At 71.2% G+C, this 25,422-nt stretch carries 19 protein-coding genes; 7 read left to right on the top strand and 12 right to left on the bottom strand.

Features of this window, described 5'->3' with window-relative positions; translation table 11 throughout:
• The first annotated feature begins 291 nt into the window (after positions 1–291).
• Together ABEA43_RS64940 and ABEA43_RS64935 are read left to right on the top strand one after the other, a co-directional pair.
• On the top strand, positions 292–3,729 hold the full coding sequence (locus ABEA43_RS64940; protein ID WP_345579980.1) for an ATP-dependent helicase: 3,438 nt from the start codon (positions 292–294) through the stop codon (positions 3,727–3,729).
• Positions 3,723–7,007 (top strand): ATP-dependent helicase, encoded by a 3,285-nt coding sequence (locus ABEA43_RS64935; RefSeq protein ID WP_345579977.1) that lies wholly within the window; start codon positions 3,723–3,725, stop codon positions 7,005–7,007. Before ABEA43_RS64940 ends, ABEA43_RS64935 begins: the two co-directional genes overlap by 7 nt.
• Here the strand turns inward: ABEA43_RS64935 and ABEA43_RS64930 are convergent.
• From ABEA43_RS64930 to ABEA43_RS64915, 4 genes are read right to left on the bottom strand one after another with little or no spacing between them, the layout of a single operon-like run.
• Positions 6,967–8,037: a type III PLP-dependent enzyme domain-containing protein gene (locus ABEA43_RS64930; protein WP_345579974.1), complete on the bottom strand. Its 1,071-nt coding sequence runs from the start codon at positions 8,035–8,037 to the stop codon at positions 6,967–6,969. The genes ABEA43_RS64935 and ABEA43_RS64930 overlap by 41 nt on opposite strands.
• Positions 8,034–9,572 (bottom strand): IucA/IucC family protein, encoded by a 1,539-nt coding sequence (locus tag ABEA43_RS64925; protein ID WP_345579971.1) that lies wholly within the window; start codon positions 9,570–9,572, stop codon positions 8,034–8,036. Before ABEA43_RS64925 ends, ABEA43_RS64930 begins: the two co-directional genes overlap by 4 nt.
• Positions 9,573–11,057, bottom strand: coding sequence for an IucA/IucC family protein (locus ABEA43_RS64920; protein WP_345579968.1), 1,485 nt, complete (start codon positions 11,055–11,057; stop codon positions 9,573–9,575).
• A complete protein-coding gene (locus ABEA43_RS64915) occupies positions 11,054–12,196 on the bottom strand; it encodes a siderophore biosynthesis protein (protein WP_345579965.1) in 1,143 nt (380 codons plus the stop codon). Before ABEA43_RS64915 ends, ABEA43_RS64920 begins: the two co-directional genes overlap by 4 nt.
• 145 nt (positions 12,197–12,341) lie before the next feature.
• On the opposite strand from ABEA43_RS64915, the gene nudC reads away from it, so the two are divergent.
• Positions 12,342–13,316, top strand: coding sequence for an NAD(+) diphosphatase (nudC, locus tag ABEA43_RS64910; protein WP_345579962.1), 975 nt, complete (start codon positions 12,342–12,344; stop codon positions 13,314–13,316).
• Here nudC and ABEA43_RS64905 read toward each other — a convergent pair whose 3' ends face one another.
• Positions 13,317–13,565: a mycoredoxin gene (locus tag ABEA43_RS64905; protein WP_345579959.1), complete on the bottom strand. Its 249-nt coding sequence runs from the start codon at positions 13,563–13,565 to the stop codon at positions 13,317–13,319.
• A gap of 95 nt (positions 13,566–13,660) precedes the next feature.
• On the bottom strand, positions 13,661–14,563 hold the full coding sequence (locus ABEA43_RS64900) for an alpha/beta hydrolase (protein WP_345579956.1): 903 nt from the start codon (positions 14,561–14,563) through the stop codon (positions 13,661–13,663).
• A gap of 154 nt (positions 14,564–14,717) precedes the next feature.
• Here ABEA43_RS64900 and ABEA43_RS64895 point away from each other — a divergent pair, with 154 nt between their 5' ends.
• From ABEA43_RS64895 to ABEA43_RS64885, 3 genes are all read left to right on the top strand, one after another.
• The gene (locus ABEA43_RS64895) at positions 14,718–16,754 is read left to right on the top strand and encodes an ATP-dependent DNA helicase UvrD2 (protein ID WP_345580019.1); all 2,037 of its coding nucleotides are present in this window, start codon (positions 14,718–14,720) and stop codon (positions 16,752–16,754) included.
• A 121-nt stretch (positions 16,755–16,875) separates the two neighbouring features.
• The gene (locus tag ABEA43_RS64890) at positions 16,876–17,745 is read left to right on the top strand and encodes an acyl-CoA thioesterase (protein WP_345579953.1); all 870 of its coding nucleotides are present in this window, start codon (positions 16,876–16,878) and stop codon (positions 17,743–17,745) included.
• A 503-nt stretch (positions 17,746–18,248) separates the two neighbouring features.
• A complete protein-coding gene (locus ABEA43_RS64885) occupies positions 18,249–18,518 on the top strand; it encodes a WhiB family transcriptional regulator (RefSeq protein WP_195902416.1) in 270 nt (89 codons plus the stop codon).
• A gap of 657 nt (positions 18,519–19,175) precedes the next feature.
• Here the strand turns inward: ABEA43_RS64885 and ABEA43_RS64880 are convergent.
• Both ABEA43_RS64880 and ABEA43_RS64875 read right to left on the bottom strand, forming a co-directional pair.
• A complete protein-coding gene (locus tag ABEA43_RS64880; protein WP_345579943.1) occupies positions 19,176–19,853 on the bottom strand; it encodes an NADPH-dependent F420 reductase in 678 nt (225 codons plus the stop codon).
• 650 nt (positions 19,854–20,503) lie between these two features.
• Positions 20,504–21,100, bottom strand: a complete 597-nt coding sequence (locus ABEA43_RS64875; protein WP_345579940.1) for a hypothetical protein — start codon at positions 21,098–21,100, stop codon at positions 20,504–20,506.
• A gap of 67 nt (positions 21,101–21,167) precedes the next feature.
• Between ABEA43_RS64875 and ABEA43_RS64870 the strand changes: the two genes are divergently transcribed.
• A complete protein-coding gene (locus ABEA43_RS64870; RefSeq protein WP_345579937.1) occupies positions 21,168–21,797 on the top strand; it encodes a TetR/AcrR family transcriptional regulator in 630 nt (209 codons plus the stop codon).
• Between the two features lie 319 nt (positions 21,798–22,116).
• On the opposite strand, the gene ABEA43_RS64865 is transcribed toward ABEA43_RS64870, so the two are convergent.
• From ABEA43_RS64865 to ABEA43_RS64850, 4 genes are all read right to left on the bottom strand, one after another.
• Complete coding sequence (locus ABEA43_RS64865) at positions 22,117–22,323, bottom strand: hypothetical protein (RefSeq protein ID WP_345579934.1); 207 nt, start codon at positions 22,321–22,323, stop codon at positions 22,117–22,119.
• A gap of 564 nt (positions 22,324–22,887) precedes the next feature.
• Positions 22,888–24,222: an ABC1 kinase family protein gene (locus ABEA43_RS64860; RefSeq protein ID WP_345579931.1), complete on the bottom strand. Its 1,335-nt coding sequence runs from the start codon at positions 24,220–24,222 to the stop codon at positions 22,888–22,890.
• 62 nt (positions 24,223–24,284) lie between these two features.
• Positions 24,285–24,791, bottom strand: a complete 507-nt coding sequence (locus ABEA43_RS64855) for a hypothetical protein (protein ID WP_345579928.1) — start codon at positions 24,789–24,791, stop codon at positions 24,285–24,287.
• Positions 24,792–25,212: 421 nt separating this feature from the next.
• On the bottom strand, positions 25,213–25,422 hold a 210-nt coding region (locus ABEA43_RS64850; RefSeq protein WP_345579925.1), incomplete at its 5' end, for a hypothetical protein.

The raw sequence follows: 25,422 nt of genomic DNA, 5'->3' as shown, positions 1-25,422 counted from the left end.
GGATCCGCTCTGCATAGCAAGATATGTCGCGTCTTCCTGAAGTCAAGATATATCGCGAATAGGGTCTGCGCGCGGGAGCGGACGGGGCCCAATCGAGGACGCTCGTGGCGAACACGGCGGCGGCGTGTCGCCACGAAAGTGGATATTTGCCTCGATACGGTAGGCGGATCGCGTGGGGAGACCGGGCAAGTCGGCACGATCTACCCCTGTGGTCTGGTGGAATCTAGTGCTGTGAGTGGTCAGACCTGGCGGTTGGTGCGGCGTGGCAGCGGCGGACCTGTTGTGCCCCCTGTGCTCGATGAGCACCAGCGTGCCGTGGTCGGCCATCAGAGCGGGCCTCTCCTCGTTCTCGCAGGTCCGGGCACCGGAAAGACCACCACGATCGTGGAGAGCGTCGTCGACAGGATCGAGCGGCGCGGCTTCGACCCCGAGCGCGTCCTCATCCTCACCTTCAGCCGCAAGGCCGCGGGGGAGCTGCGCGAGCGCGTCACCGGCCGGCTGCGCCGCACCACCCGCACCCCGCTGGCGCTGACCTTCCACTCCTACGCCTACGCGCTCCTGCGCCGCGAGGCCGTGCTCGACGGCAAGGCCCCGCCGCGCCTGCTCACCGGCCCCGAGCAGTTGCTGGAGATCCGGCGGCTGCTGCACGGCGAGCTGGAGAGCGGCGGGCTCGACTGGCCGGTGTCGCTGCGCGAGCCGCTCAAGACCCGGGGGTTCGCCGAGGAGCTGCGCGACTTCCTGGCCCGCGCCAACGAGCGCGGGCTCTACGGCGAACGCCTGGTGGATCTCGGCAGGCGGCACGGGCGGCAGGACTGGATGGCGGCGGGCCGGTTCTCCGAGCGTTACCAAGACCGGTTCGACCTGGACCCGGAGGAGACCTACGACTACGCGGAGCTGATCGGCGCCGCCTCCGCGCTGCTGGCCAGGCCGGAGGTCCGGGAGCGGGAGCGGGCGGCGCACGACGTGGTGTTCGTGGACGAATACCAGGACACCGACCCGGCCCAGGAGCTCCTGCTCGCCCAGCTCGCCGGCGACGGGCGCGACCTGATCGCGGTGGGCGATCCCGACCAGTCGATCTACGGGTTCAGGGGCGCAGACGTGCAGGGGATCATGAAGTTCCCCGAACGGTTCCCGGCCCGCGACGGCCGTGAGGCGCGGGTGCTGGCGCTGCGGGTGTGCCGGCGGAGCGGGGCCGACCTGCTGGAGGCCTCCCGGAGGGTCGCGGCCCGCCTGCCCGTCGCACCCATGCCCGACCACGTCTACGGTCACGAGCACGGCCACCGCGAGCTGGCGCCCCTGCCGGAGACCGACGCCGGCGAGGTCAAGGTGCTGCTGGCCGACAGCACCAGCCAGGAGGCCGCGATCGTGGCCGACACGCTGCGGCGCGCGCACCTGATCGAGGGCGTGCCGTGGCACCGGATGGCCGTGCTGGTCCGCTCGGCCAAGCGCCAGGTGCCGCTGCTGCGGCGGGCGCTGGTCAACGCGGGCGTGCCGACGATGATCGCGGGCGACGAGGTGCCGATCGCCCAGGAGCCGGGGGTGCGGCCGCTGCTCACCATGCTCAAGGTGGCGCTCGATCCGGCGGAGCTCGACGAGGGGGTGGCGGAGGAGCTGCTGACGGGGCCGCTCGGCGGTACGGACATGATCGGTGTACGCCGCCTCCGCCGGGCACTCAAGATCGCCGAGAACGAGGCACTGAACGCCCTTTCGCTCGACGCCACGGACGCACCCAGCCGCCCCGAAGCCCTCGGCGCACCTCAGCCCGAGGCCGCTGACGCTCCCGATGTCCCCGACACTCTCGACGTCCCCGACACCTTCGACGCCCCCGAGTCCCGCGCCGACGCTGAGGCCCGTACCGACAGCGGGGTTGAGGACGGCGACGGCGGGGCTTCTGACGAGATCGGAGCCGACGCCAGCGCTGGCGACGGCGGTGGCCCTCCTGCGGCTCCGGCCGAAGAGGCGGAGGGCCGGGCGGAAACCGAGGCGGTGCCGGAGGGTGAGGCGGAGGCGGGGCCCGAGGGGCCGGTGGGGGCGCGTTCGTCCGGGGAGCTGCTGGTCGCGGCGATCAGGGACGCCCGCGAGCTGACCCGCATAGAGCCCCACATAGCCCTCCCAGCCGAACGAGTCGCCAAGCTGCTCCTGGCCGCCAGGGAGGCCGCACGCGAGGAGGGCACCGCGGAAGACCTCCTGTGGGCCGTCTGGAACGGCAGCGGCCTGGCCGGTCGCTGGACCGAGCAGAGCCTGTCAGGCGGCCCCAGAGGCGCGCAGGCGGACCGCGACCTGGACGCCGTGGTGGCCCTGTTCGACCACGCGGCCAGGTTCGTGGACCGGATGCCCAAGGCGGGCCCCGAGGTGTTCATCGACGACCTGGCCGCCCAGGAGATCCCCGGCGACACGCTGGCCGACCGCGCCCCCGACGGCGACGCCGTGCGCGTGCTGACCGCCCACCGCGCCAAGGGCCTCGAATGGGACGTCGTGGTGGTCGCGGGCGTCCAGGAGGGCGTCTGGCCGGACCTGCGGCTGCGCGGCTCGCTGCTCGGCATCGAGGACCTCGTCGAGGTGGTGGAGGGCGCGCAGCCGAGCGCCGCCTCGCTGGCCTCCAAGCTGCTGGCCGAGGAGCGCAGGCTGTTCTACGTGGCCGCCACCAGGGCCAGGCGAAGGCTGGTGGTGACCGCCGTGGGCGGCGAGGACACCGATGAGCGGCCCTCCAGGTTCCTGTCGGAGCTGATGCCGGGCGCGGTGGAGTCGGCCACGGTGGACGACCGCGCCCGCTGGCTGAACATGTCCGCGCTGGTGGCCGACCTCCGCAGCGCGGTGACCGACCCCACCAAGCCCGCGAAGCTGCGCCAGAAGGCCGCGCAGCAGCTCGCCCGCCTGGCCGCCGCCGGGGTGCAGGGCGCACACCCCAACGACTGGTACGCCCTCACGCCCATGACCGACGACCGCCCGCTGAGCTGGCCGGACGGCATCGTCAACATCTCACCGTCGGCGGTCGAGAGCTTCAGCAAATGCGGCCTGCGCTGGCTGCTGGAGACGGCCGTCGGAGCGGCGGGCACCAGCACCGCGCAGGGCCTGGGCAACGTCATCCACGCCCTGGCCGTGCTCGCGGCCACCGACCTGCCCAGCGAGGACCTCCTGGGCGACCGCCTCGACCAGGTCTGGGGCGAGCTCGACTTCGGCGGCCTCTGGTACAACCGCAAGCAGCGTCAGGTCGCCGAGCAGATGATCGGCAAGTTCCTGCGCTGGCACAAGGAGAACCCGCGCGAGCTCGTGGCACTGGAGGAGGCGTTCACCGCGATGGTCTCGGAGGGCGTCCAGATCAAGGGCCGCGTCGACCGGGTAGAGCGCGACTCGGAGAACCGCGCGGTGATCATCGACCTCAAGACGGGCGGCGCGAAACCGAAGGCGGGCGACCTCGACCGGCACCCGCAGCTCGGCGTCTACCAGCTCGCCGCGCTGCTGGGCGCGTTCGCGCGGCACGGCATGACGGAGCCGGGCGGGGCCGCCCTGGTCCAGCTCGGCAAGGCGGCGGGCAAGAACGACGCGATGGAGCAGCAGCAGGGCGCGCTGGCCGACGACAAGAACCCCGGCTGGGCCGCCGACCTGGTCGACACGGTGGCGACCGGCATGTCGGGCCCGTTCTTCCAGGCCAAGGTCAACGACGGCTGCCGCACGTGCGCGGCCAGGGCCAGTTGCCCGGTCAACGACAACGGGGGCCAGGTGTGCTGAGCCCCGCCGAACTCGCCGGCAAGCTCGGCGTCCTGCCACCGACCCGCGAGCAGGCCACGGTCATCGAGGCCGCGCTGGAGCCGATGGTCGTCATGGCGGGCGCCGGCTCGGGCAAGAGCGAGACCATGGCCGGCCGCGTGGTCTGGCTGGTCGCCAACGGCCTCGTCAAGCCGGAGAACGTCCTGGGCCTGACCTTCACCCGCAAGGCCGCCGCCGAGCTGGCCACCAGGGTCAGGGAGCGGCTCAACGGCCTGGCGGAGGCGGGCCTGGTCGCGCCGGGCGCGCTCGACAACGAGCCGACGGTCTCCACCTACCACGCCTACGCCGCCCGCCTCGTCACCGACCACGCGCTGCGCGAGGGGCTGGAGCCGACCATGCGCCTGGTCACGCCCGCCGTGTCGTGGCAGCTCGCCTCGCGGGTGGTGGCGATGTACGACGGGCCGATGGACAAGATCGAGCTGGGCCCTCCGTCGGTCACGGCCGCCGTGCTGGAGCTGGCCGGCGAGCTGTCCGAGCACCTGCGTACGGCCTCCGACGTGCGGCGGGTGGGGGAGTGGCTGGCCGACAGGCACGCCAGGCTCCCGGGCAGGACGACGCTCGCCCAGCGCAAGCCGCTCAGCGTCCAGGCGGCGAGGGAGCAGCTGCTGCCGCTGGTGGAGGCGTACGAGCGGCTCAAGCGCGGCCGCGAGGTCATCGACTACGGTGACCAGATGTCGCTGGCCGCGCGGATCGCCGCCAACCACAAGGAAGTGGGCGAGATCGAGCGCTCACGCTTCTCCGTGGTGCTGCTCGACGAATACCAGGACACCAGCCACGCCCAGCTCGTCCTGCTCAGGTCCCTCTACGGCGGCGGCCACCCGGTCACGGCCGTCGGCGACCCGTGCCAGTCGATCTACGGCTGGCGCGGCGCGTCGGCGGGCAACCTGCGCCGCTTCCCCCGCGACTTCCGCACGAGCGCGGGCGACCAGGCGGAGGTCCGCCAGCTCAGCGTCAGCTTCCGCAACGGCGACCGGGTGCTCGACGTCGCCGCCCGCGTGCAGCTCCCGCTGCGCATGGACGCCCGCGAGGTCCCCGTGCTCGTCCCCGGCCCCAACCGCGTCGACAGGGGCCGGGTCACGTGCGCGTTCCACGAGACCGCCGAGGACGAGGCGAAGTGGATCGCCGACGGCCTGGCCAGGATGCTCGGCCAGGAGGTCGCCCCCGACGGCATGCCCTGGGGCGAGAAGGAGCGCAAGAAGACCCTCGCCATCCAGCCGCAGGACGTGGCGATCCTGGCCCGCAAGCGCTCGCAGTTCCCCGCGCTGCGCAGGGCGCTGGAGGATCGCGACATCCCGGTCGAGGTGGTCGGTCTCGGCGGCCTGCTGACCGTTCCCGAGGTCAACGACATCGTCGCCACCCTGCGCGTCCTCTACGACCCGACGGCCGGCGACGCGCTGGCCAGGCTGCTGGCCGGGCCGCGCTGGCGGATCGGGCCCGCCGACCTGCGGGCGCTCGGCGAGTACGCCAGGGAGCTGGCCCGCGAGCTGAGCGAGAGCCACCGCGTGGCCGACCCGCTCGACCAGGTGGTGGCCGACCTGGCCGAGGAGCGCGGCAGCCTGATCGACGCGCTGGACGAGCTGCCCGACAGGGAGGCGTGGCTGGAGTCGTTCTCGCCGCTGGCCCGCACCAGGCTCGTCGCGCTCGCCCACGAGCTGCGTCAGCTGCGTGCGCACACCGCGCAGCCGCTGCCCGACCTGATCACCGAGGTCGAGCGCAAGCTCGGCCTGGACATCGAGGTGGCCGCGCGCAGCGGCACGGCGGGCGCGTTCGCGGCGCGGGCCGACCTCGACGCGTTCCTGGACGCGGCGTCGAGGTTCGCGGGCGACGCGGAGGATCCGACGCTGGGCGCGTTCCTGGCCTACCTTCAGGCGGCGGAGAGCGAGGAGTTCGGGCTGGAGGCCGGCCGGGTCGGCGAGAGCAACAGCGTCAAGCTGATGACCGTGCACGCCTCCAAGGGCCTGGAGTGGCCGATCGTGGTCGTGCCCGGCCTGTCGCGGCTGCTCAGCTCGAAGGGGACGATCGCGACGGGCAGCGTGTTCCCCGCCACCCCGGTCATGAACAGCCGCTGGAGCGAAAATCCCCGTAAGCTCCCCTACGCCCTGCGCGGTGACGCCGCCGACCTGCCCAGGCTGGGCGGGCTGAGCAAGGAGGAGCTGGGCGCGTTCGACGAGCAGTGCCGCGAGCGGGACCTGATGGAGGAGCGCAGGCTGGCGTACGTGGCCGTGACCCGCGCCCACTACCACCTGATCGCCTCCGGCTACCGGTGGGGCAGCGCGACCAAGCCCTTGGAGCCGTCGGAGTTCCTGCTGGAGATCCGCGACACGGCCGACCGGGTCGCGTTCTGGGCGCCGGACCCGGCGGAAGGCGCGACCAACCCGCTGCTGGCCGAGCCCGCCGAGGCGATCTGGCCGGTGACGCCCGAGGGGCTGCGCTACGAGTCCACGCTCGACGGCGCCCGCCTGGTCGAGGACGCGCTGGCGGGCACGCTCGCGGAGGAGGACGAGGACGAGCCGCTGCGGGCGTTCGAGGAGGAGCGCCTGCGGGCCTGGGAGCGCGACACCGACCTGCTGCTGCGCGAGCGCGAGCTGCATCGCCGCCGGCCCGCCAGGACCGTCGAGCTGCCGGCCAAGCTGACCGTTTCCGCGCTGGTCACGCTGGCCACCGACGCGCGCGAGCTGGCCCGCAGGATCCGCCGTCCCGTCCCGGTCAAGCCGGCGCCGCTGGCCAGGCGCGGCACGTCGTTCCACAAGTGGCTGGAGACGCGCTGGGACCAGCAGCGGCTGATCGACGACTTCGAGCTCAACCCGTACGAGGAGCCGGAGGAGGCGGACGTGCGGCTGGCCGACCTTCAGGAGCGGTTCGAGGAGAGCGAGTGGGCGGATCGGCGGCCGGTCGATCTGGAGGTGCCGTTCGAGACGATGATCGCCGACCGGCTGGTGCGCGGGCGGATGGACGCCGTGTTCGAGCTGCCCGACGGCGGTTACGAGGTCGTGGACTGGAAGACGGGCGAGCCGCCCAAGGGCAAGGCGGCCAAGGCCGCGAACGTGCAGCTCGCCGCCTATCGGCTGGCCTGGGCGCACCTCGCGGGCGTGCCGCTGGAGAAGGTGCGGGCGGCCTTCCACTACGTACGCGCGAACAGGACCGTCCGCCCGGTGAACCTGCTCGACGCCGAAGGTCTGGTGAAGCTCATCGAGAGCGTCAAGATCGCAGATAGTGGAAAGAAGGCTTCGGGTGCATGAGGAAGTCGTGGTGCGAGATGTTCCAGGCATAGGCCCCGGCCATCTCGAAGACCACCGTGTCCCCCACCCGGGCTGAGGTCACGATATTTCGGGCAAAGACGTCTTTCGGGGTGCACAGCTGGCCGACGAACGTGATCGCGTCCCCGGCCACTCCGGGCCCGCCGCCCGTGGGCAGGATCGTGAGCGGCTGGTCGTGCCCCTTGGTCACCGGCGTACGCAGGTGGTGCGTGCCGCCCAGCACGATCGCGTACGCCTCGCCGCGCACCCGCTTCACGTCCACGACCCTGGTCACGTAGTAGCCGCAGTACGCGGTCAGCGCCCGCCCCGGCTCCACCCGCAGCCGCCGCCCCCGGCCCGGCTCCGCCAGCCCGGCCCCGTACGCCGCCCAGTCGAACCTCGACTCCGGCCGGTCGTAGGAGACCGCCATGCCGCCGCCCAGGTTGACCTCTTCGTGCTCGTTGTCCAGCAGCCTCTCAGCCAGGCGGAGGAGCTGACCGGCGTCCAGTCCGCTGGCCAGGTGGGTGTGCAGGCCGCGCAGCCGTACCCGGTCATCGAACAGCGGCAGGCACTCCGCGACCCCCGCCTCGTCCATGCCGAACGGCCCGCTCATCGTCAGGGACGCGCCCTCGACCGGCAGGTCCGGGTTCAGCCGGAGCAGCACGTCGGCCGGCAGGCCGGTGGCGAGCAGGCGGCGCAGCTCGTTCGGCGACTCGACGTGGATGCGGTGATGCGGCAGGCGTAGCTCGGCGTCGGTCTTGCCGGGCCCGCCGAGCGCCACCGGCTTCCCGGGGAACAGGCCCGTGACGTGCGCGTGCTCGCCCCCCGACGACACCTCGAACCCGTCCACGTGCCCGGCCAGCACGCGCAGCAGCTCGGCGTCCGGGTTGGCCTTGACGGCGTAGTACACCTCCGTCTCCCCCATCGCCCGCCGCACGCCCGCCACGTGCTCGTCCAGCGCGGGCAGGTCGTAGAGGTAGGCGGGAGCCCCGGGCAGGCGCTGCGCGGCGTCCAGGACGCGTGAGGGGATCATGCGAGCGGGTTCGCGATCGGGACATACCCGGCGGCGCGGTCGGCCGCCCTGGCCCAGCGCACGCCCAGGTTCGCCTTGGCGGGCAGCGGCGCGCCCGCCAGCAGGTCCGAGAACGGCAGCGGCCAGCCCAGATCGCCGGCCTGCTTCACGAGCAGGTCGCGGGCGGTCCGCCACAGCTCCCGCAGCAACTCGTCGTCGCCGCCCGCGAGCGTGGCCGCGATCTCGGTCAGGTGGTTGACGAGCAGGCAGTAGACCACGCGGGCCCAGCCGCGCTCGGCGTCGTAGGTGAGGGCCGCGGCCACCTCGGGGTGCAGGCCGTCCAGGTCGTGGCGGTCCCCGACGAGCTTGGTGCCCTCCAGGTCACGGAAGACGGCCTGTACGGGCAGCCCGGACGCGTCCAGGCCGACCAGCACGTTCTGCAGATGGGACTCCAGTACGACGCCGTGCGCGAAATACAGCTCCAGGACCGGCAGCGCGACCGCCGACACGTACGCCGCCCACCACGCGATCGGATCCCGGGCCGGCGCGTCCACGGCGAGGGCGGCGGCCAGGACCGGGGTCACACCGGGGGAGCAGACGCCCCACGGGCTCTCCCTGACGATCACCCCCAGGCCCTCGTGCAGCCGGGTGCCGAGGGCGGCCGAGCGGTAACCGGGCTCGGGGAGCCAGCGGGCGGCCGGGTGCTTGACCGACAGCTCGTCGAAGACCGGCCGCAGCCGCGAGGTCAGCTCCACGGCCCCCGCGAGCTCGTACCAGGCGTTCTTCCGCACGCAGTTCGTGATCCGCACATCGAGGGAGAACTTCAGGCAGACCTCCGCGTCCGGGGCGTACACCGTCCGCACCGACGAGGTCGGCAGCACCACGGCCCCGGGCCCCAGATCGAGCAGCTCGGGCCCGAAGGCGGGCCGCAGCAGGTCGAGCTGCCACGGATGCGCGGGCAGCAGCCGGTACCCGGCGGGCGCCGTGCCCATCGAGTCCAGCACGGTCGCGTCACCCGCCTCCGCGAGCACGTCCTCCCGCACGCCGAGCAGCCTGACGGGGAACTCCGCGTGGGCCTCGGGCGCGTACCGCAGCCAGCCGGACCCTCCGCGCGCCTTCGGGCTCGGATGGAACGGGTGCCCGTACACCAGGGCCTGCTCCGAGGCGAGCCACGGATCGGCCGGCGGCACCGAACCGGCCCTGGCCCGCAGGATCGCGGCCACGGCCGCCCTGCTCGCCGCCACCTGCCCGGCGAACTCGCCGTTGTCCCCCGCCCCCTGCAACTCGGCCTCGACCAGCACCACCAGCTCATCGGTCGTCAGCGGGCGCCAGGCGCCGTCCTCCAGGCGCTCAGGCGGCCCGTCGAAGCGCAGCGCCGCCCCGCCGTGCGTGCGAGCCCGCAGCAGCGTCCCCGCGATCCGCAGCAGCACGTACGGCGGAGCGGGCCAGACCAGGCCGCGTGGCCCGGCCACCTCCCGCACGCAGCAGCGCAGCAGGGCCGCCAGCGTCGCCTCCTCGGCCAGGAGGGACGGCGCGTCGATGGCCACTCCGTGCATTCACGCTCTCCTCAAATAGTTGGGCCCGCTGGTGCCGTAGAACTTGTTGATGTCGCTCGCCCCCGAGCGCTCCTTGGCCACGAGCGTCCCCGCCGTGATCATGGACTTGCCGGTGAGCCTGGCCGCGCCGAGCGTCCTGGCGCGCAGGAGCCTGGCCATGGGGTCGTCGCCGTACGCGCCGAGCGCCTCGGCCAGCGTGTCGCGCAGCAGCGCCGCCGCCTCGGCATGTGGCAGCGCCCCGAAGGTCACGGCCGCCGCCGCCAGGTGGAGCGTGATGGTCACGAAGACGTCGGCCAGCGCGTGCGGGTCGTCGTTCAGCATCCGGGCGTCCGCGAAGTCCGGCACCTCGACGCCGGCCGCCCGCAGCCGCGCGGGCGAGGCCAGCAGCCCGTCGTTGTCCTTGACCAGCAGTTTCATCCGGTCGTCCGCGAAGACCAGCGCGAGGTTCTGCTGGTGGGCCTCCAGCGCCACGCCGTATTCGACGAACAATCGCACGTTCCAGCGCAGCAGCAGCCGCAGGTAACCGGGGAGCACGTCCCCGAGGCCGTCGAGCACCCCCGGAGCGTTCAGCGAGGCGACCGGGACGATCTTGCCGGCCGGCAGCCGCCTGACCATCCAGGCGAGGTATTCGTGGCCCGCGTGCGCGTACGCCTGCTCGTCGGCCAGCAGCACGTCGGGATCGGCCAGCTCGCGCAGCAGCGACTCCGCCCGCGCGCCGTCGGCCAGCGTGCCCGGCTTGATCGAGCGCCGGTTCCTGACCCCGAGGGTGCTGATCGGGAGCGGGAGCTTGAGGTGGGTACGCGGGCCGAGCTCCACCGTCCGCATGGACAGCGTGGGCCGCACGGTGATCGCGGGCTCGTCGAGCACCCGTACCCCGTCGATCTTCCGTACCTCGGCCACGGCCAGCGGATGCACGGGGAACAGGACGCCGTCGCCCGCCATCCCCCGGGGCGTCACGTCGCCGGGCAGCCGCGCGGCCGACCCCGGCGCGAGCACGCGATGCGGGACCAGCGCCCAGCGCAGCGCGAACGAGGGCCCGAACTCCGGCGCGTACGCCAGCAGCTCATCGTCCGACAGCCCCACCCGCGCCCGTGAGGTCGGATAGACCGGATGGTCGGCGAACGCGGCCAGCGTCTCGTACGAAGGCCCCCGCGCCAGCACCTCATCCGCCCGAGCGTCGAGCAGTTCAGCGGCGGTGAGCGCCGCCAGGCACTCCTCGAAGAAGGCCGCCACCCCTTCGGCGTCCGCCGGGTCCGCCACCTCGACCAGCGTCTCCAGGACCTGCTCCAGCCCCAGCCGCTCGTCCCGCGCGACCACGAAGTCCTGGAAGAGCGCCCCGGGCGCGAGCCTGACCCAGCGCCCGTCCGCCAGCAGCAGGCCCACGCCGTCCTTGGTCCTGGTGATGCGGTCGGACAGCCCGCCGTAGTCCTCGCGCAGGAGCGCGTCCAGCACCCGGGCGGCCAGATACGCTTCCCGAGCGCTCATTCCACCACCCAGGGCCGCGCGGCGCGGAAACTCTCGATGGCCGCGTCCACCCGGGCGCGATCGGGCCCGACGGCGCGGACGACGCCCAGATAGTCCCGGTTGGTGTGGGTCAGGGAGACGACCTCGCCGACCTCGCGCAGCGGCCGGTGCCACAGCCGAACGCCGCCGTCGGCGAAGGACTCGTGACCGGGCGCCGACTTGACGGTCCCCGGCCGGTCCGCGATCAGGCTTAATGCGCTTCCGTACCCGGACGTACCGGGCAGTGCGGGCACCGGCTCCCCGAGGTGCACCCGCAGGATCCACTCGAACAGCGGCACCCCGAGCACGTCGCCCAGCAGGAAGTCGCAGTGGTCGCCGATCACCCGGTAGTTCACCTCGACCACCCGGGGGCCCGCGGCGGTCTGCACGTACTCGGTGTGGCAGGCCCCGAACCCCGCGCCCAGCGCGTTCAGCGCGGCCAGCACGTGCCCCTCGTCGCCGGGGTCCGCGGGCGCCCAGTCGAGCCGCTCCTCCACGAAGTACGGCAGCGCGCCCAGCGTCGTCTCGAACCCGCCGAGCACCCGCGCCCCGGTCCCGTCGCCCAGGGTCTCCAGCGTCCGCAGCGGCCCTTCGAGGTACTCCTCGACGACCAGCGCCTCTCCGGGCCGCCGCCGTCTGACCTGCGCCACGGCGCCGGCCAGATCGCGTTCGACCAGCAGGACGTCCTCGCTGGCCACACCCTCGCGCGGTTTCAGCACGACCGGGTAGGGCAGGCGCTCAGGCAGCGGATCGCCGGGGGCGAGCCGAATCGACCTGACCTGCTCGATCCCCGCCTCTAGGAGTCTGCGACGCATCAGGAACTTGTTCTTGGCGGCGGCGCACGCCCGCCAGTCCTTGCCGGGAAGCCCGAAGTACGCGGCTGCCAGCGCGGTCTCCGTCTGCAGATGGTCGGAGTTGGAGAAGATCGCGTCCGGCCTGCCGAGCTGCTCGACCGCGTCGATCAGCGCACGCGGATCGCGTACGTCGCACCCGACCGCGTACGGATGCCGCTCCGGGCGATCGGTGAGGACGGTCACCTCGCACCCCAGCGCCTCCGCGGCGGGCAGGAAACCGTCCGTCACGGAATCGGTCGGTTTGAGCGCGGTCAGGTAAAGCCGCAACGCGAAGGCACCCCCGAGAAGGATCAGGTAAGGCTAACCTAACTCGTCGATCTTAGCCCTAGAGAGATCACGCCGGGGCCGGTACACCTCAATCGGCGGCCAACCGCGAGGTCATAGGATGACATGGGATTTGGAAGGGGCGCCTGTGGAGACCACCGCAGAAGAGCAACTCATCGGACCGCTGCTGCTCGCACGCGGCACCATAGACCGTTCGTCGGCGCTGCGCGCCGACGAGGGGTGGCTGGAGCGGGCGTGGTCCGACCCCGTGACCAGAGTGCTGGTGATCGACAACGGTCACACTCTCGTGCGCCGGACGGGCGATGAGGTGCAGGCGGTCCTGTTCACCCCGGCGGACGCGCCGCCGGGTCCCCGCTATCTGCTGGGCGTCGAGGAGGGGGTGGCCTACTTCGCGGTGGCCGCGCCGCTGCCCGGCGTCTCCTCGGGCGAGCGCAACGGCCGGGTGACGATCCCGATGAGCCTGCGCGAAGCGCCGGAGGGCGAGCCGGTCGCGGCCGGGTTGCGCCAGGTCGGCGGCCTGCTCGGCGACCGTGACGCGGGCCTGCTGGTCTACGCCGTGGCGCTGGAGGCCTGGCACGCGACGCACGAGTTCTGCCCGCGCTGCGGCTCGCGCACCGACGTCCAGGCCGGCGGCCACATCCGTGTCTGCCCGAAGGACGCGAGCCAGCACTTCCCGCGTGTCGACCCCGCGGTGATCATGCTCATCCGCGACGAGGACGACCGCTGCCTGCTCGCCCGCGGCCCCCAGTGGCCCGAGGGGCGGCTGTCGATCCTGGCGGGGTTCGTGGAGCCGGGGGAGTCGCTCGAATACGCCGTCGCCCGCGAGGTGGCGGAGGAGGTCGGCGTCACCGTCGTCAACCCGCGCTATCTCGGCAGCCAGCCCTGGCCGTTCCCGCGCAGCCTGATGCTCGGCTTCTTCGCCGACGCCATCACGACCGCGCTCACGCCCGACTCGGAGGAGATCGCCGAGGCGCGCTGGTTCTCGCGCGCGGAGCTGGCGGCGGCGCTGGAGTCGGGCGAGCTGCGCCTGCCGCCTCCCGTGTCGATAGCCCGCCGCCTGATCGAGACCTGGTACGGCGGCGAGCTGACCGGCGACTGGTGATCAGGCCGCTTCGAGCAGGGCCTTGACCTCGCGGGCGGAGGGGTTCGTCCGCACGACGCGGCCGCGGGGCGTGTCGATCACGACGGTCGGCACGACCTGGTTGCCGTTGTTGACGCTCATCACGAACTCGGCGGCCGACGTGTCGCGCTCGATGTCGACTTCCTCGAAGCTGATGCCCTCACGGGCGAGCTGGGCCTTGAGCCGCTTGCAGGGGCCGCACCAGGTGGTGCTGTAGACCGTGAGCGCCATTGTGGAAGATCCCTCCGAGGTCACGAGAACAGGCGCTCCTTGCAACAACGCGGCGTGCCCGGTTAATCCCGCCGTGCGTCCGGTGGGCGGGCCGGTTATCCGATGCGCTCGGCGATCCAGGCCTGCACGCGCTCGGCCACGCCCGGCTCGCGGTAGAGGGGGGCGCTGTGATTGATCCCCGGCGCCGTGAACACCGTCACCGGCACGCCCACCTGGCCGAGCATCTGCTTGAGCAGCTGGCTCTGCACCGGTGGCACGAACTCGTCGGCCGAGTGCACGGTGAGCATCGGGGCGTCCTTGCGGCTGGCGTGCCAGGCGACCTCCATGCTGGCCCACACCCGCGAGCACTTGCCCTTCGGCGCGCAGCCGCCGGCCAGGCGGATGGCGGCCGTGCGGAGCCTGCGCTTGTTGGGGTCGGTGGACTTCTCGCCGTCGGAGTAGGCCCGCAGCGGCGAGATGATCGGCGACAGGCCCACGACGCCCTTGAGGCCGTTGACGCCGTCGCCGTAGGTGCCCACGGCCGCCGCGATGTGCCCGCCCGCGGAGAAGCCCACGACCACGTAGTTGCCCGGGTCGAACGCCCACCTGTCGGCGTGCTTGCGCGCCGTCGCGATCGCGGCCAGCGCGTCGGTGCGCTGCGCCGGCCAGGCCGCGTCGCCGGAGAGCCGGTAGTTGAGGTTGAAGACGGTGTAGCCGAGCTCGGCGTAGCTGCGGGTGATCTCCTTCATGTACTTCTTGTCGCCGCTGGACCACCAGCCGCCGTGGATCAGGAAGACCCCTGGCCGCTGCATGCCGTCGGGCGTCCACCAGACGTCCATGTTCTGGCGCTGGTGAGAGCCGTAGGCGACGCTCTCCGTGGCCACGCCGCCGAGGCCGTCAGAGCCTACGGGGTTGCTCACCGAGGGGGCAGGTGTGGGCTCCTTGGCCGCGCTCGCCGCGACGGGTGTGAGCACAACGGCAGCGAGCGCGAGAACGCTCACGGACACCGCAGTTCGCACGGTCTTCCCTTTCCCCCATGCATATGGTCGGCCCCATTGTGGGGGAAGAGACCAGTTCTTTGCATCCTGATGACTATGAACATACGTCGGCCCGCATGTTGCCAGAATAAAGTGCTTCACCGCCAGCGGCTGGGAGGATGAACGGGTGAATAACGTGGACGACGTCCTGACCGGTCTGGATCCCGAGCAGCGTGCGGTGGCCGAGGCCGTACGCGGGCCCGTGTGCGTGCTCGCGGGCGCGGGGACGGGCAAGACCAGGGCGATCACCCACCGTATCGCCTACGCGGTACGCAGCGGCGTCGTCGACGCGCGGAGCGTGCTCGCGGTGACCTTCACCACACGGGCGGCGGGGGAGCTGCGGCAGCGGCTCAGGGCGCTGGGCGCTCCCGGCGTGCAGGCGCGCACGTTCCACGCGGCGGCGCTGCGCCAGCTCACCTTCTTCTGGCCGCGGGTCATCGGTGGCGCGGCGCCGTCGGTGATCGAGTCCAAGCTGCCGATCCTCGTCGAAGCCTGCCGCCAGATCCGGAAAAATCCGGATCGGTCCGAGTTGCGGGACATCGCCGCCGAGGTCGAGTGGGCCAAGGTCACCCAGATCGGCCCCGAGGACTACGTGGCCGCCGCGGCCAAATACCACCGCACGCCTCCCGGCCCGGCGGAGGAGGTGGCCCGGCTCTACGAGGCGTACGAGCAGATCAGGCGCGAGCGCCACCTGGTCGACTTCGAGACCATCCTGGAGCTGACCGCGGCCGTGATGACCGAGCACCAGGAGGTCGCGGCGCAGATCCGCCAGCAATACCGCTACTTCGTCGTCGACGAGTTCCAGGACGTCAACCCGCTGCAGAAGCTGCTGCTCGACACCTGGCTCGGCGGGCGCGACGACCTCTGCGTGGTCGGCGACCCCAACCAGACCATCTACTCCTTCACCGGCGCGAGCCCGCGCTACCTGACGGGGTTCGCGGTGGAGCACCCGCAGGCCGCCGTCATCAAGCTCGTGCGCGACTACCGCTCGACTCCGCAGGTCGTCGACCTCGCGAACCTGGTCATCGCCAAGGGCAAGTCCCCCCACCGCCTGGAGCTGGTGGCCCAGCGGCCCGAGGGCCCGAGGCCGGCCTTCTCCGACTACGACGACGAGCCCGCCGAGGCCGCCGGTGTCGCCCGCGCGATCAGGAAGCTGATCGACAAGGGCGTGCCGTCCCGCGAGATCGCCGTGCTCTTCCGGGTCAACTCCCAGTCGGCCTCCTACGAGGAGGCCCTGGCCAAGGCCGAGATCCCGTACGTACTGCGCGGGGCAGAGCGATTCTTCGAACGCCCGGAAGTACGCCAGGCGGTCGTCCTGATGCGCGGCGCCGCCCGCTCGGCCACCGGCGCGCCCCTGGCCTCGGAGGTGCACAACATCCTCAGCGGCGTCGGCCTGACCCCGACGCCTCCCGGGGGCGGCAAGGCCAGGGAGAAGTGGGAGTCGCTGAAGGCGCTGGCCGACCTGGCGGAGGACATGGCCTCGGAGGGGGCGGAGCTGCCGGCGTACGTGGCCGAGCTCGAACGCCGCGCCTCCGAGCAGCACGCCCCGCCCATCGAGGGCGTCACCCTGGCCTCCCTGCACGCCGCCAAGGGCCTGGAGTGGGACGCCGTCTTCCTGGTCGGCCTCACGGACGGCATGCTGCCGATCGTCTACGCGGAGACGCCGGAGCAGATCGAGGAGGAGCGCCGCCTCCTGTACGTGGGCATCACCCGGGCCAGGGAACACCTCTCGCTCTCCTGGGCGCTGGCCCGCGCCCCGGGGGGCCGCAAGAGCCGCCGCCCGTCCCGCTTCCTCGACGGACTCACCGGCCGCACCTCCGCGCCGCCCCGCATCGCTCCCGCCGCCCGCGAACGCCGCCCGGTGGCCGCTCCGATGAGCTGCCGCGTGTGCGCGAAGACGCTGGTGGCGGCGGCCGAGCAGAAGCTGGGCCGGTGCGTGACGTGCCCGGCCGAATACGACGAGGCCCTGCTCGAACGCCTCAAGGCCTGGCGCACGGTGGCGGCCAAGGAGGCCAAGGTCCCGCCGTACGTCGTCTTCACGGACGTGACGCTGCAGGCGATCGCGGAGCGGGCGCCTGGGACGGAGCAGGAGCTGCTGTCGATCGCGGGGATCGGCCGCGTCAAGATGGAGCGCTACGGCGAAGCCGTACTCTCCCTCTGCCGCGCTCCCTGACGGGCGTAACCGGCCCGAAACCCCGGCAGGGAATCATCAGACAGGGCAGGCCCACCTTGGGCGCAGTTGGGCGGCACGTCAAACTTGTCCCAGGACCGGAAAGCACAAGGGAGACGGACACGTGAACGAGGCGCTGAAGGAGCTGCTCGACCTGCTCGACCTGGAGCAGATCGAGCTCGACATCTTCCGGGGGAGAAGCCCGGAGGAGCGCATCCAACGCGTCTTCGGCGGCCAGGTGGCGGCGCAGGCACTGGTGGCGGCCGGCCGTACGGTCCCCAAGGACCGCAACGTCCACTCGCTCCACGCCTACTTCATCCGGCCGGGCGACCCCGCGATCCCGATCGTGTACAACGTCGAGCGCCTGCGCGACGGCCGTTCGTTCACCACCCGCAGAATCGTCGCGGTCCAGCACGGCAAGGCGATCTTCACGATGTCCGCGTCGTTCCACATTCCCGAGGAGGGCGTGTCGCACCAGGCGTCGGTCATGCCCGCCGTGCCGGATCCGGAGACGCTCCCCACGTTCCAGGACCGCATGTACGGGCTGCTGGGCGACAACCCCGAGCTCCGCGACTGGCTCTCGCGCCCGCGCCCGGTGGACGCCCGCTACGCGTCCCCGCTCACCTGGGAGGCGCACCGGAACCCGGAGCTGCGCAGCGCCGAGACGAACGTGTGGTTCCGCTATCACGCCGAGCTGCCCGACGACCCGCTGCTGCACGTGGTGCTGGCCGCGTACGCGTCCGACTTCACCCTGGTCGACACGATCCTGCTGGCGCACGGCATGGCCTGGGGCACGTCGAACGTCATGGGCGCCTCGCTCGACCACGCCATGTGGTTCCACCGCCCGTTCAGGGCCGACGACTGGCTGCTCTATGCTCATGAGTCCCCGTGGTCGGGCGGTGCCCGGGGACTTGCTCGCGGTGAGATGTTCACTGCGTCGGGTGACCTCGTGGTCTCCGTCGTTCAGGAGGCCATGATCCGCCTGACAAAGTAACAAAATCGCAGGTAGAAAATATGTTGCCCCTTCGCGGGCTTCCGGTTTAGGGTCATGGTCAAGCGAGTCGGACACTCCTGTTCCGACGATCCAGAGAGTGGAGGTGAGTCCAGGTGATCAGCATCCAGATGTCGGCCACGCAGTGGCTCGCCTTCGCATGCAGTGACGTGGTGAGGCTCGCCGATGGGCCGGCCAAGCCGCGGCAGGAGAAGTCTGCCCGTAGAGAGGCCTCCGCCTTCTACGCCCGCGCCCACTCCGGTGCCGGAGTGCAAGGGGCTCCTGTCTACGTCGCACGTATCGAACTGCCGGCCAACCAGCTCACCAATGGTGGAGTGTGCGGTCCGCAACCCTGGAGGGATGTACCGGTCATAACCTGACCGGCAACAGCCCCCAGGCCGCGGATCCCACAAACCGGATCCGCGGCCTTCTTGTTTGTCCGTGATCCCCGAACACCACCGAGGTGCCCGACCAAGATCAAAAAGCTCGATCAAAAGGAGAAGCAGATGGGGGCGAAGACGATCATGGACCTGATCGACGAAGCCAAGATCCCCTGTCGTACCGACCCTGACCTGTGGTTCGCCGAGTCGCCGGAGGACGTCGAGTTCGCCAAGGCACTCTGCGGCGGCTGCCCGATCCAGAAGGCCTGCCTCGCTCGCGCCCTTGAGCGCGAGGAGCCGTGGGGCGTCTGGGGCGGCGAACTCGTCCTGCGGGGAACCGTCGTTCCCCGCAAGCGTCCGCGCGGGCGTCCCCGCAAGCACCCGGTCGCTGCCTGAACACCGCACCTACCAGCAGAAAGCGAACAAACCAATGAGCACTCATTACACGAGGAGCCGTGCAGTGCCGAATCTCATCCATGACCTGGTAAATGACCGAATACAAACCCTCCACCGAGAGGCGGAGGAGCAACGCCTCATCCTGCGCGTAACACGCGTGCAGCGGGCGCGGCGCCAGGTCAGGCGGGCGAACGACCGCCTCCGTGAAGCCCTGAACCGGCAGGTCTGATCCGGAAGATCCTGCCGCCGGCGCAGGATCTTCCGGTAGATCCACACAGAAGAGCCGGGCGCACCCAGCGCCCGGCTCTTCCCCTTTTCTCAGCACACTTCCCGAACGGCGAAGCCGGCGGGAACGCTCAAGATCGCGTCACCGCACCGCATTCAAGCCCGGAACCCCTCGACCCCTGGCCCGGGCCTGGCCGCTCGACCGTCCTGGCCCGGGCCTGGCCGCTCGACCGTTCCCCGAGTCCGGCGATGGTGCGGGTGCGCATGCCGCGCTTCTTGGCGTGACGCCATGGAGATGAGCACGGTGCGGCTGGTCCTTGGCGTGCGGCCAAGGAGGCGAGCCCAGCTCGGCTGGCCCCTGGGCGTGACGCCAAGGAAGCGAGCACGGCGCAGCTACTCCCTGGCGTGACGTCATGGAGACGAGCACGGGGGTCAGCGCGTGGCGGCATCCACTGCGGTCTGGATCGCCGCGGAGCCGGCCGGCACTCCCGGGGACTCCCAGAAGTTCGGATTGCCACCCGCGTAGGGGGTGCCGTAGACGGGGGTCCCGGGCTGGAGACGCCAGCTGTCCGCCAGCGGTCCCGAATCGACGGCGTCGTAGCCGATGGCATCGAGGAACCTCGTTACCGTGTCCTTCGCGGCGGCGTCGTCGCCGGCGATCGGCAGGGCGGTGCGGTCGGTGGCGTCAGGGCGGGGCAGCGCCACCAGGTGCTTGAAGTAGATGTTGTTGAAGCCCTTGACGACCTTGGACGTCGGCAGGTGCTGCTGCAGCAGTTCGCTCGACGTGATCGAGGCGTCGTCGAGCTGGGAGAAGTGGCCGTCCCGATCGGGATAGTAGTTGTTCGTGTCGATGACCGGTTTGCCGGCGAGAGGTTCCACGGGAACGTCGGGGTAAGCCTTCAGCGGGACGCTGACGACAACCAGATCGCCGGCCGCCGCGGCCTCCGCCGAGGTTGCCGCGCGGGCTTTCGGGCCGAGCTCGTCGACCAGATCCTTCAGCGTCTCGGGGCCCCTTGAGTTGCTGAGCACAACGTCGTAGCCGGCCGCGATGGAGAGCCGGGCGACGGTGCCGCCGATGTGTCCGCTGCCGATGAACGCGATTGTCGTCATAAGCGCACCAACTCCCGCTGCGGGTGAGAGCATTCCCAGCCGGGCGCTCCCGCAGGTCAGGCTTCGGTCAGGCTTCCGTCAGAACGAGCCAAGCAGCAGGCTCACAAGGTGACGCCGGCCAGACGGCGGCGAGGCGGGCGATCGCTGATCAGCACGCGCAATCGCTCACCCGGCAACGCCAACGGCCACTTCCCTCCAACCTTTCCCGGCATCACCCGGGTGGGCCTGCTCTCACCTTCCTCTGGCGTCACCCGCGTGGGCCTGCTCTCACCTTCTTCTGGCACCAGCCGGGCGGGCCTGCTCTCACTTCCTCTGGCACCAGCCGGGCGGAGCTGCTCTCACCTTTCGCGGCACCACTCGGGCGGGGCCGCTCCCACCTTGCCCCGGCAACCACTCGGGCGGGGCTGCTCCCACTCTTCCCAGCATCACCCAGGCGGGCTGCCCTCCACTCCATCAGCCTGCTCTGACCAGCCGGAGGCGAAGCGGGGGCGGACCGGGGCGCGGACTGGCCTTCCGACCAGCCCGTTACCCCGGCCCGCCCTCTCCTCCTCCCCTGCGGGTGAAGGTGGCGCGCCTTCGTGCCCTAACCTCCCTAGGCTCCTCGCCTGGGCCGCACGCAGCGCCCGTACCCGCACCGCGCGATCACCGTGCTAGACCGTGTGGCGTACGCCCCGCCGTGCCCCCTGCGCGACCGGCTCCTCCTCGGCGGTCCAGAGCCGCGCCGCCATCCAGGCGATCCCGGCAGCCGCGGCCACCAGCCCGATCAGGTAGATCGGCACCGGCATCAGGTTGCGCAGCGATCCGGGAATCATCCCCGCCGCATACAGCACCACGCCCACGACAGGCATGGCTCCGCTCCTGATCGCCGCCGCGCTGAACGTCAGCACCCCGGCCAGCAGCACCACCGAGGTCACGAGGAACGCCCGCCCCGTGCTCCCGGCCAGCAGCCCGGTGACGGTGCCGCCGCCCAGGTAGGGGAAGACGAAGTGCAGGATGTACTCGATCGCGAACGCCCCGGCCAGTCCGGCGGAGTTGAGCACGTACCCGACGAGGCCGAGCGTGCCCGCCGTACTTCTGATGAGCAGGTAGATGCCGGTGATCGCGAGTAACCCCGTCAGCGCTCCGAAGGGTGCGATGGCATGGGTGAAGGCCGTCTCCGGCAGGAAGCCGGCGCGGCGGGCGGAATTGACCACGAGCAGCACAGCACACACGAACCCTGCCGCCGCCGTGACCCGGTAGACGCGCATCTGGTGAGTCCTTTCTTTCGGGATAACGCTCGTTATGATGCGCGTTATCGCCAGATATGGTGAGTAGGTGCCGAGAGACGTAAGCACCCCGAAAGAACTCGGCGCACTGCGCCAGGACCTGCTCGACGCGGCCATGCGAGTCCTCCGCGAACAGGGCGCGCTCCACCTCACCCTCCGGCGGGTGGCGGACGTCGCCGGCACCTCCACCATGGGCATCTACACGTGCTTCGGCGGCCGCGCCGGCCTGCTCGAAGCCATCTACCAGTACGGATTCCACCTCCTGTACGAGGTGATGACCAAGTCCTTGGACGCCCACACGGACCCGCTCGACCGCATCATGGCGGTGGCCTACGGTTACAGAGAGTTCGCACTGGGCGATCCGGCGCTCTACGCGTTGATGTTCGAGCGCCCGCTGCCCGACTTCGATCCTTCGCCGCAGCAGCGCGATGACGCCCTCCGCCTGACGTTCGATCTGCTCGCCCAGGCCACTTCGGCGGCCTCGGAAGCGGGGCTGATCCGCACCGGCGACCCCGTGCGCGCGGCGTACCTGGTGTGGACGACGATCCACGGCCTCGTCAGCATCGAGCTCACCTGCTCACTTCGCAGCCCGCTCCCCGGCTGGTTCCTCAAATCGCGAGAGGACGGTGAGCTCATTCTCACCGACGGCGTCCGGGCCCTCCTGTCGGGCCTCAGCTGAGCTCGTTCCAGTGCGCTGGCTGACCGCATAGGCAATCAGCTGGCTGGCCGCATGGGCAATCAGCCAAGCGCAACATGGGCGCTCAGCCAGGTGAAATGCTGCTCGCCGGCCCTCCCAGGCAGGCCCGTGCGGAAGAGCGGAACCCCGGGGAGAGCCGGCGAGCAGGTCTATCGGGTCACCGTGACCGCGCGGGCCTGGCCGCGTCCGCTACCCCGATGGAACGGAACCGCTCGGCGCGTTCTCCGGCAGCTATCCCGATGAAACGGGTACCTCCCCGGCGCGTACTCCGGCAGCGTCGCACGTTCACGGTGCCGGCCGATCAGGGAGCCAGACAGTGAACGGCGGGAACCTCGGCGGGCACGCCCGGGGCTGTCGGGTCCACGAGGTGTGTGAGATCACTGACACTGCCGGTCAGGCATTCGGCGACGACGGCGGGATCGACGACGGCGTGCGCAGCCGGGGCGGCCGCGAGCAGACCTCCGGCCGTCAGCGCGGCGGCCACCAATAGTTGCGCGGGTCGATGCATGGGAATCCTCCCAAGAGAGTAACGGTTTGCGCTCCAATGATTACACAGAGTAGTCATCGTTAATAGCTCCATCCGCGAATTGCCATCAGCTAGCAAAGCCGCCCACCGGCCAAGACGTACACGCGGGGGACACCAAGCCGCCCTGCGCGGGGCACTAACTCGCGCGGCGATGCCAAGACGTCCCGCAATGGGGCATCCCGCCAGGAGGACGCCAAGACGTCCCGCGCGGGGACGCCAGGACGTCCCGCATGGGCTCGCCAAGACTTCTCACGCGGGCTCGCCAAGACTTCTCACGCGGGCTCGCCAAGGCTTCTCACGCGGGGGCGTCAAGACGGCCCGCGCGGGGACGCCAGGACGTCCCGCATGGGGGAGGCCAAGACGTCTCACGCGGGGGGCCAAGACGTCCCGCATTGGGGCGGGCGTCAAGACCTGTCCGCGCGGAGCCGTTAGACGTCCCGCATGGGGGACCAAGGCCTGCCCGCGTGGAGCCGCTAGGCGCGTCCCGCATGGAGGCGCCAAGGCCTCCTATCACCTGGGGGCGCTAAGACGTCCCGCGCCCGACCACTAACCGATCGTCAGGGGCTCGTCGTCGGGATCGTCGGCGAAGCCGGGGACCCAGCGGATCACCTCGTCGCGGAAGCGCGCCGTCGAGCCCAGCTGGCAGAGCACGCCGATCCCCGCCGCATGCACGCGGTGGATGAGCACGTACGACACCGGCAGGTTGAGCTGGCGCACCACATTGCCCGGACGGAGATCCGCCACGCTGGCCGCCTGAGCCTGAAGCCACTCCCGGCTGAACGTGAACTCCTCCACCGCGGTCGGCTCGACGTACGGCGCGAGGAAGGCGCGCAGCGCGTCGGCGTCGATCTCGATGTCCTCCCTGATGAAGCCTTCCTTGCGCAGGCCGTTCATGACGGTTTCCATGTCGCCCTGGTTGAAGATGCGCATCAGCGGCCCGAAGATCCTGGGGTAGCCGTCGGGCAGCCGGTTGACCGCGCCGAAGTCCAGGACGCCGAGTTTGCCGTTGGCCAGCATGCGGAAATTGCCCGGGTGCGGGTCGGCGTGGAGCAGGCCGACCCGTGCCGGTGAGCTGAACAGGAAGCGTACGAACAGCAGGCCGGCCCGGTCGCGTTGCTCCTTGGTGCCGTCCGTGATGATGCGCGACAGCGGGGTGCCGTCCATCCACTCCGAGACCAGCACCATCTCGTTGGCCGCGACCACATCCGGGACATGGAAGTCCGGGTCACCGTTGAACTCCAACGCGAAGGCGTGCTGGGCCTCGGCCTCGCGCAGGTAGTCGAGCTCTTCGGCGACCCGCTCACGCAGCTCCGACAGCACGGCTTTCATGTCGAGGCCGGGCAGCAGCGCACCGAACAGCTTCCCCAGACGAGCCAGCTGAGCGAAGTCGCCGAGCAGCGCCTTGCCCGCCCCCGGGTACTGGATCTTGACGGCCACGTCCCGGCCGTCGTGCCACACGGCCCTGTGCACCTGGCCGATCGAGGCGGCGGCGGTCGGCTGGTCGTCGAACGACACGAAGTTCGCCCGCCAGTCGTCGCCGAGTTGCTCGGTGAGGACCTTGTGGACGGTGGACACGGGGAGCGGGGGAGCGGCGTCCTGAAGCTTGGTCAGCGTGGCTCGATAGGGGCCGACGATCTCCTGCGGAAGCGCCGCCTCGAAGATCGACAGCGCTTGCCCGAGCTTCATCGCGCCGCCCTTGAGCTCACCGAGCACCTTGAAGACCTGCTCGGCGGTACGCTGCTGCACTTCCTGGGCCACAATCTCGGCGGACTTGCCACCCAAGCGTTTGCCCAGCCCCAGCGCTGCCCGCCCGGCGAAGCCGAGCGGAAGGGCGGCCAGCTTGGCTGAGCGTGTGACAGCACGGCGCGGAAGATCGCTCACACTGATGCGCGGAACCTCGGTGGAGATGCCGCTTCCCCCCTTCGTGGTCGCCTCTGAGCACGTCAGTCGCGGTTAGGCGTCATCACCATTCTTAGCGAATAAGGATTGTTTCGCATACAACGACATTGCGGATGTACGCTCCACGCCTGTCTTTTCCAGCGCCAATCAGGCATTACGTCCATTGTGCCGTTGGTCACAACCGATCTCCGGCCGTCCAGATGAGCAAGCGCGTGCCCGACCGCCTGCGCCGCGACGAGGGCGGCGAGAGCCGAGTCGAGGGCGATCTCTCCCGGCGGGTAGCCGCCCAGACGCGCGGTCACGATCGGCCAGCCGGCGTCGTTGTCCCGGCGCGTCAGGTCGAGACAGTGCAGGCATGCCGTTATGCCGGGCAGCACCAGAGGGCCCACGCTGCCATGCCCCTCGAACGCGGACACCAGCAGGTGGGGGATGTCCAGGTCGAGCAACTCGTTGACCAGCACGCCGTCCAGCGGGGTGACGGGCGCGAGGATGACGAGATCGGGCCGATCCGTCTTGTCGCCGAGATAGGGCCCACCGGCCAGCACGTTCACCGACGGCTTCGCGAGCTCATCGCTGAGCTGCTCGGCCCCCTCACCCAGGTCCCTCGACCGCGAACCCGCACCCTCCGCACGCCCCCCGGACGCAGCCCGAGCCACCGGCGCAGACCGGGCCGCCGCCGCAGCCCGAGCCGCAGGAGCGGACTGGGCTGCCGCCGCAGGCCGGGCTGTGGGTGCGGGCCGGGCCGTTGGTGCCGGCCGGGCCGCCGGAGTGGAGCCAGACCCCGTCGCAGCGGAACGAGATCCCGCCGCCGAACGGGCTCCAGGCGTCGCGCCGACGTCCCGCGCCCTTGGCAACGCACCGGTGGCGGAGCGAGGTCCGGGTGAGGAAGCGCTGGGCGATGAAGTGGCGGAGCGCGCCTCGGGTGATGCGGCGCCGGAGTCGTCACCGTTCGAGGCGGCGCTGGCCCGTGAGTCAGGTGCCGCCGCCCCCGGCCGCGCTCCGAGCGTTGAGGCCCCGGACCGCGAAGCGGGAGACGGAACCCCTGATCGCGCGCCAGGCGATGCGAGGCCGGAGGGACCCGCACCGGGTCGCGCGCCGCTCGTCGCCGCGCCGCTCGTCGTCGCGCCGCTCGTCGCCGCGCCGCTCGTCGCCGCGCCGCTCGTCGCCGCGCCGCTCGTCGCC

The organism is Nonomuraea rosea, assembly GCF_039539705.1.
In the GTDB taxonomy this organism is placed as follows: Bacteria; Actinomycetota; Actinomycetes; order Streptosporangiales; family Streptosporangiaceae; genus Nonomuraea; species Nonomuraea rosea.
The sequence above is the reverse complement of the archived record's forward strand: the minus strand, read 5'-3'. Positions and strand labels throughout refer to the sequence as shown.

What these genes read in the sequence shown, in the direction of transcription:
- ABEA43_RS64930 (WP_345579974.1), bottom strand. Translation starts at nt 8,037, where the DNA reads ATGATCCCCTCACGCGTCCTGGACGCCGCGCAGCGCCTGCCCGGGGCT.
- ABEA43_RS64925 (WP_345579971.1), bottom strand. Translation starts at nt 9,572, where the DNA reads ATGCACGGAGTGGCCATCGACGCGCCGTCCCTCCTGGCCGAGGAGGCG.
- ABEA43_RS64920 (WP_345579968.1), bottom strand. Translation starts at nt 11,057, where the DNA reads ATGAGCGCTCGGGAAGCGTATCTGGCCGCCCGGGTGCTGGACGCGCTC.
- ABEA43_RS64905 (WP_345579959.1), bottom strand. Translation starts at nt 13,565, where the DNA reads ATGGCGCTCACGGTCTACAGCACCACCTGGTGCGGCCCCTGCAAGCGG.
- ABEA43_RS64885 (WP_195902416.1), top strand. Translation starts at nt 18,249, where the DNA reads ATGGGGGCGAAGACGATCATGGACCTGATCGACGAAGCCAAGATCCCC.
- ABEA43_RS64880 (WP_345579943.1), bottom strand. Translation starts at nt 19,853, where the DNA reads ATGACGACAATCGCGTTCATCGGCAGCGGACACATCGGCGGCACCGTC.
- ABEA43_RS64875 (WP_345579940.1), bottom strand. Translation starts at nt 21,100, where the DNA reads ATGCGCGTCTACCGGGTCACGGCGGCGGCAGGGTTCGTGTGTGCTGTG.
- ABEA43_RS64865 (WP_345579934.1), bottom strand. Translation starts at nt 22,323, where the DNA reads ATGCATCGACCCGCGCAACTATTGGTGGCCGCCGCGCTGACGGCCGGA.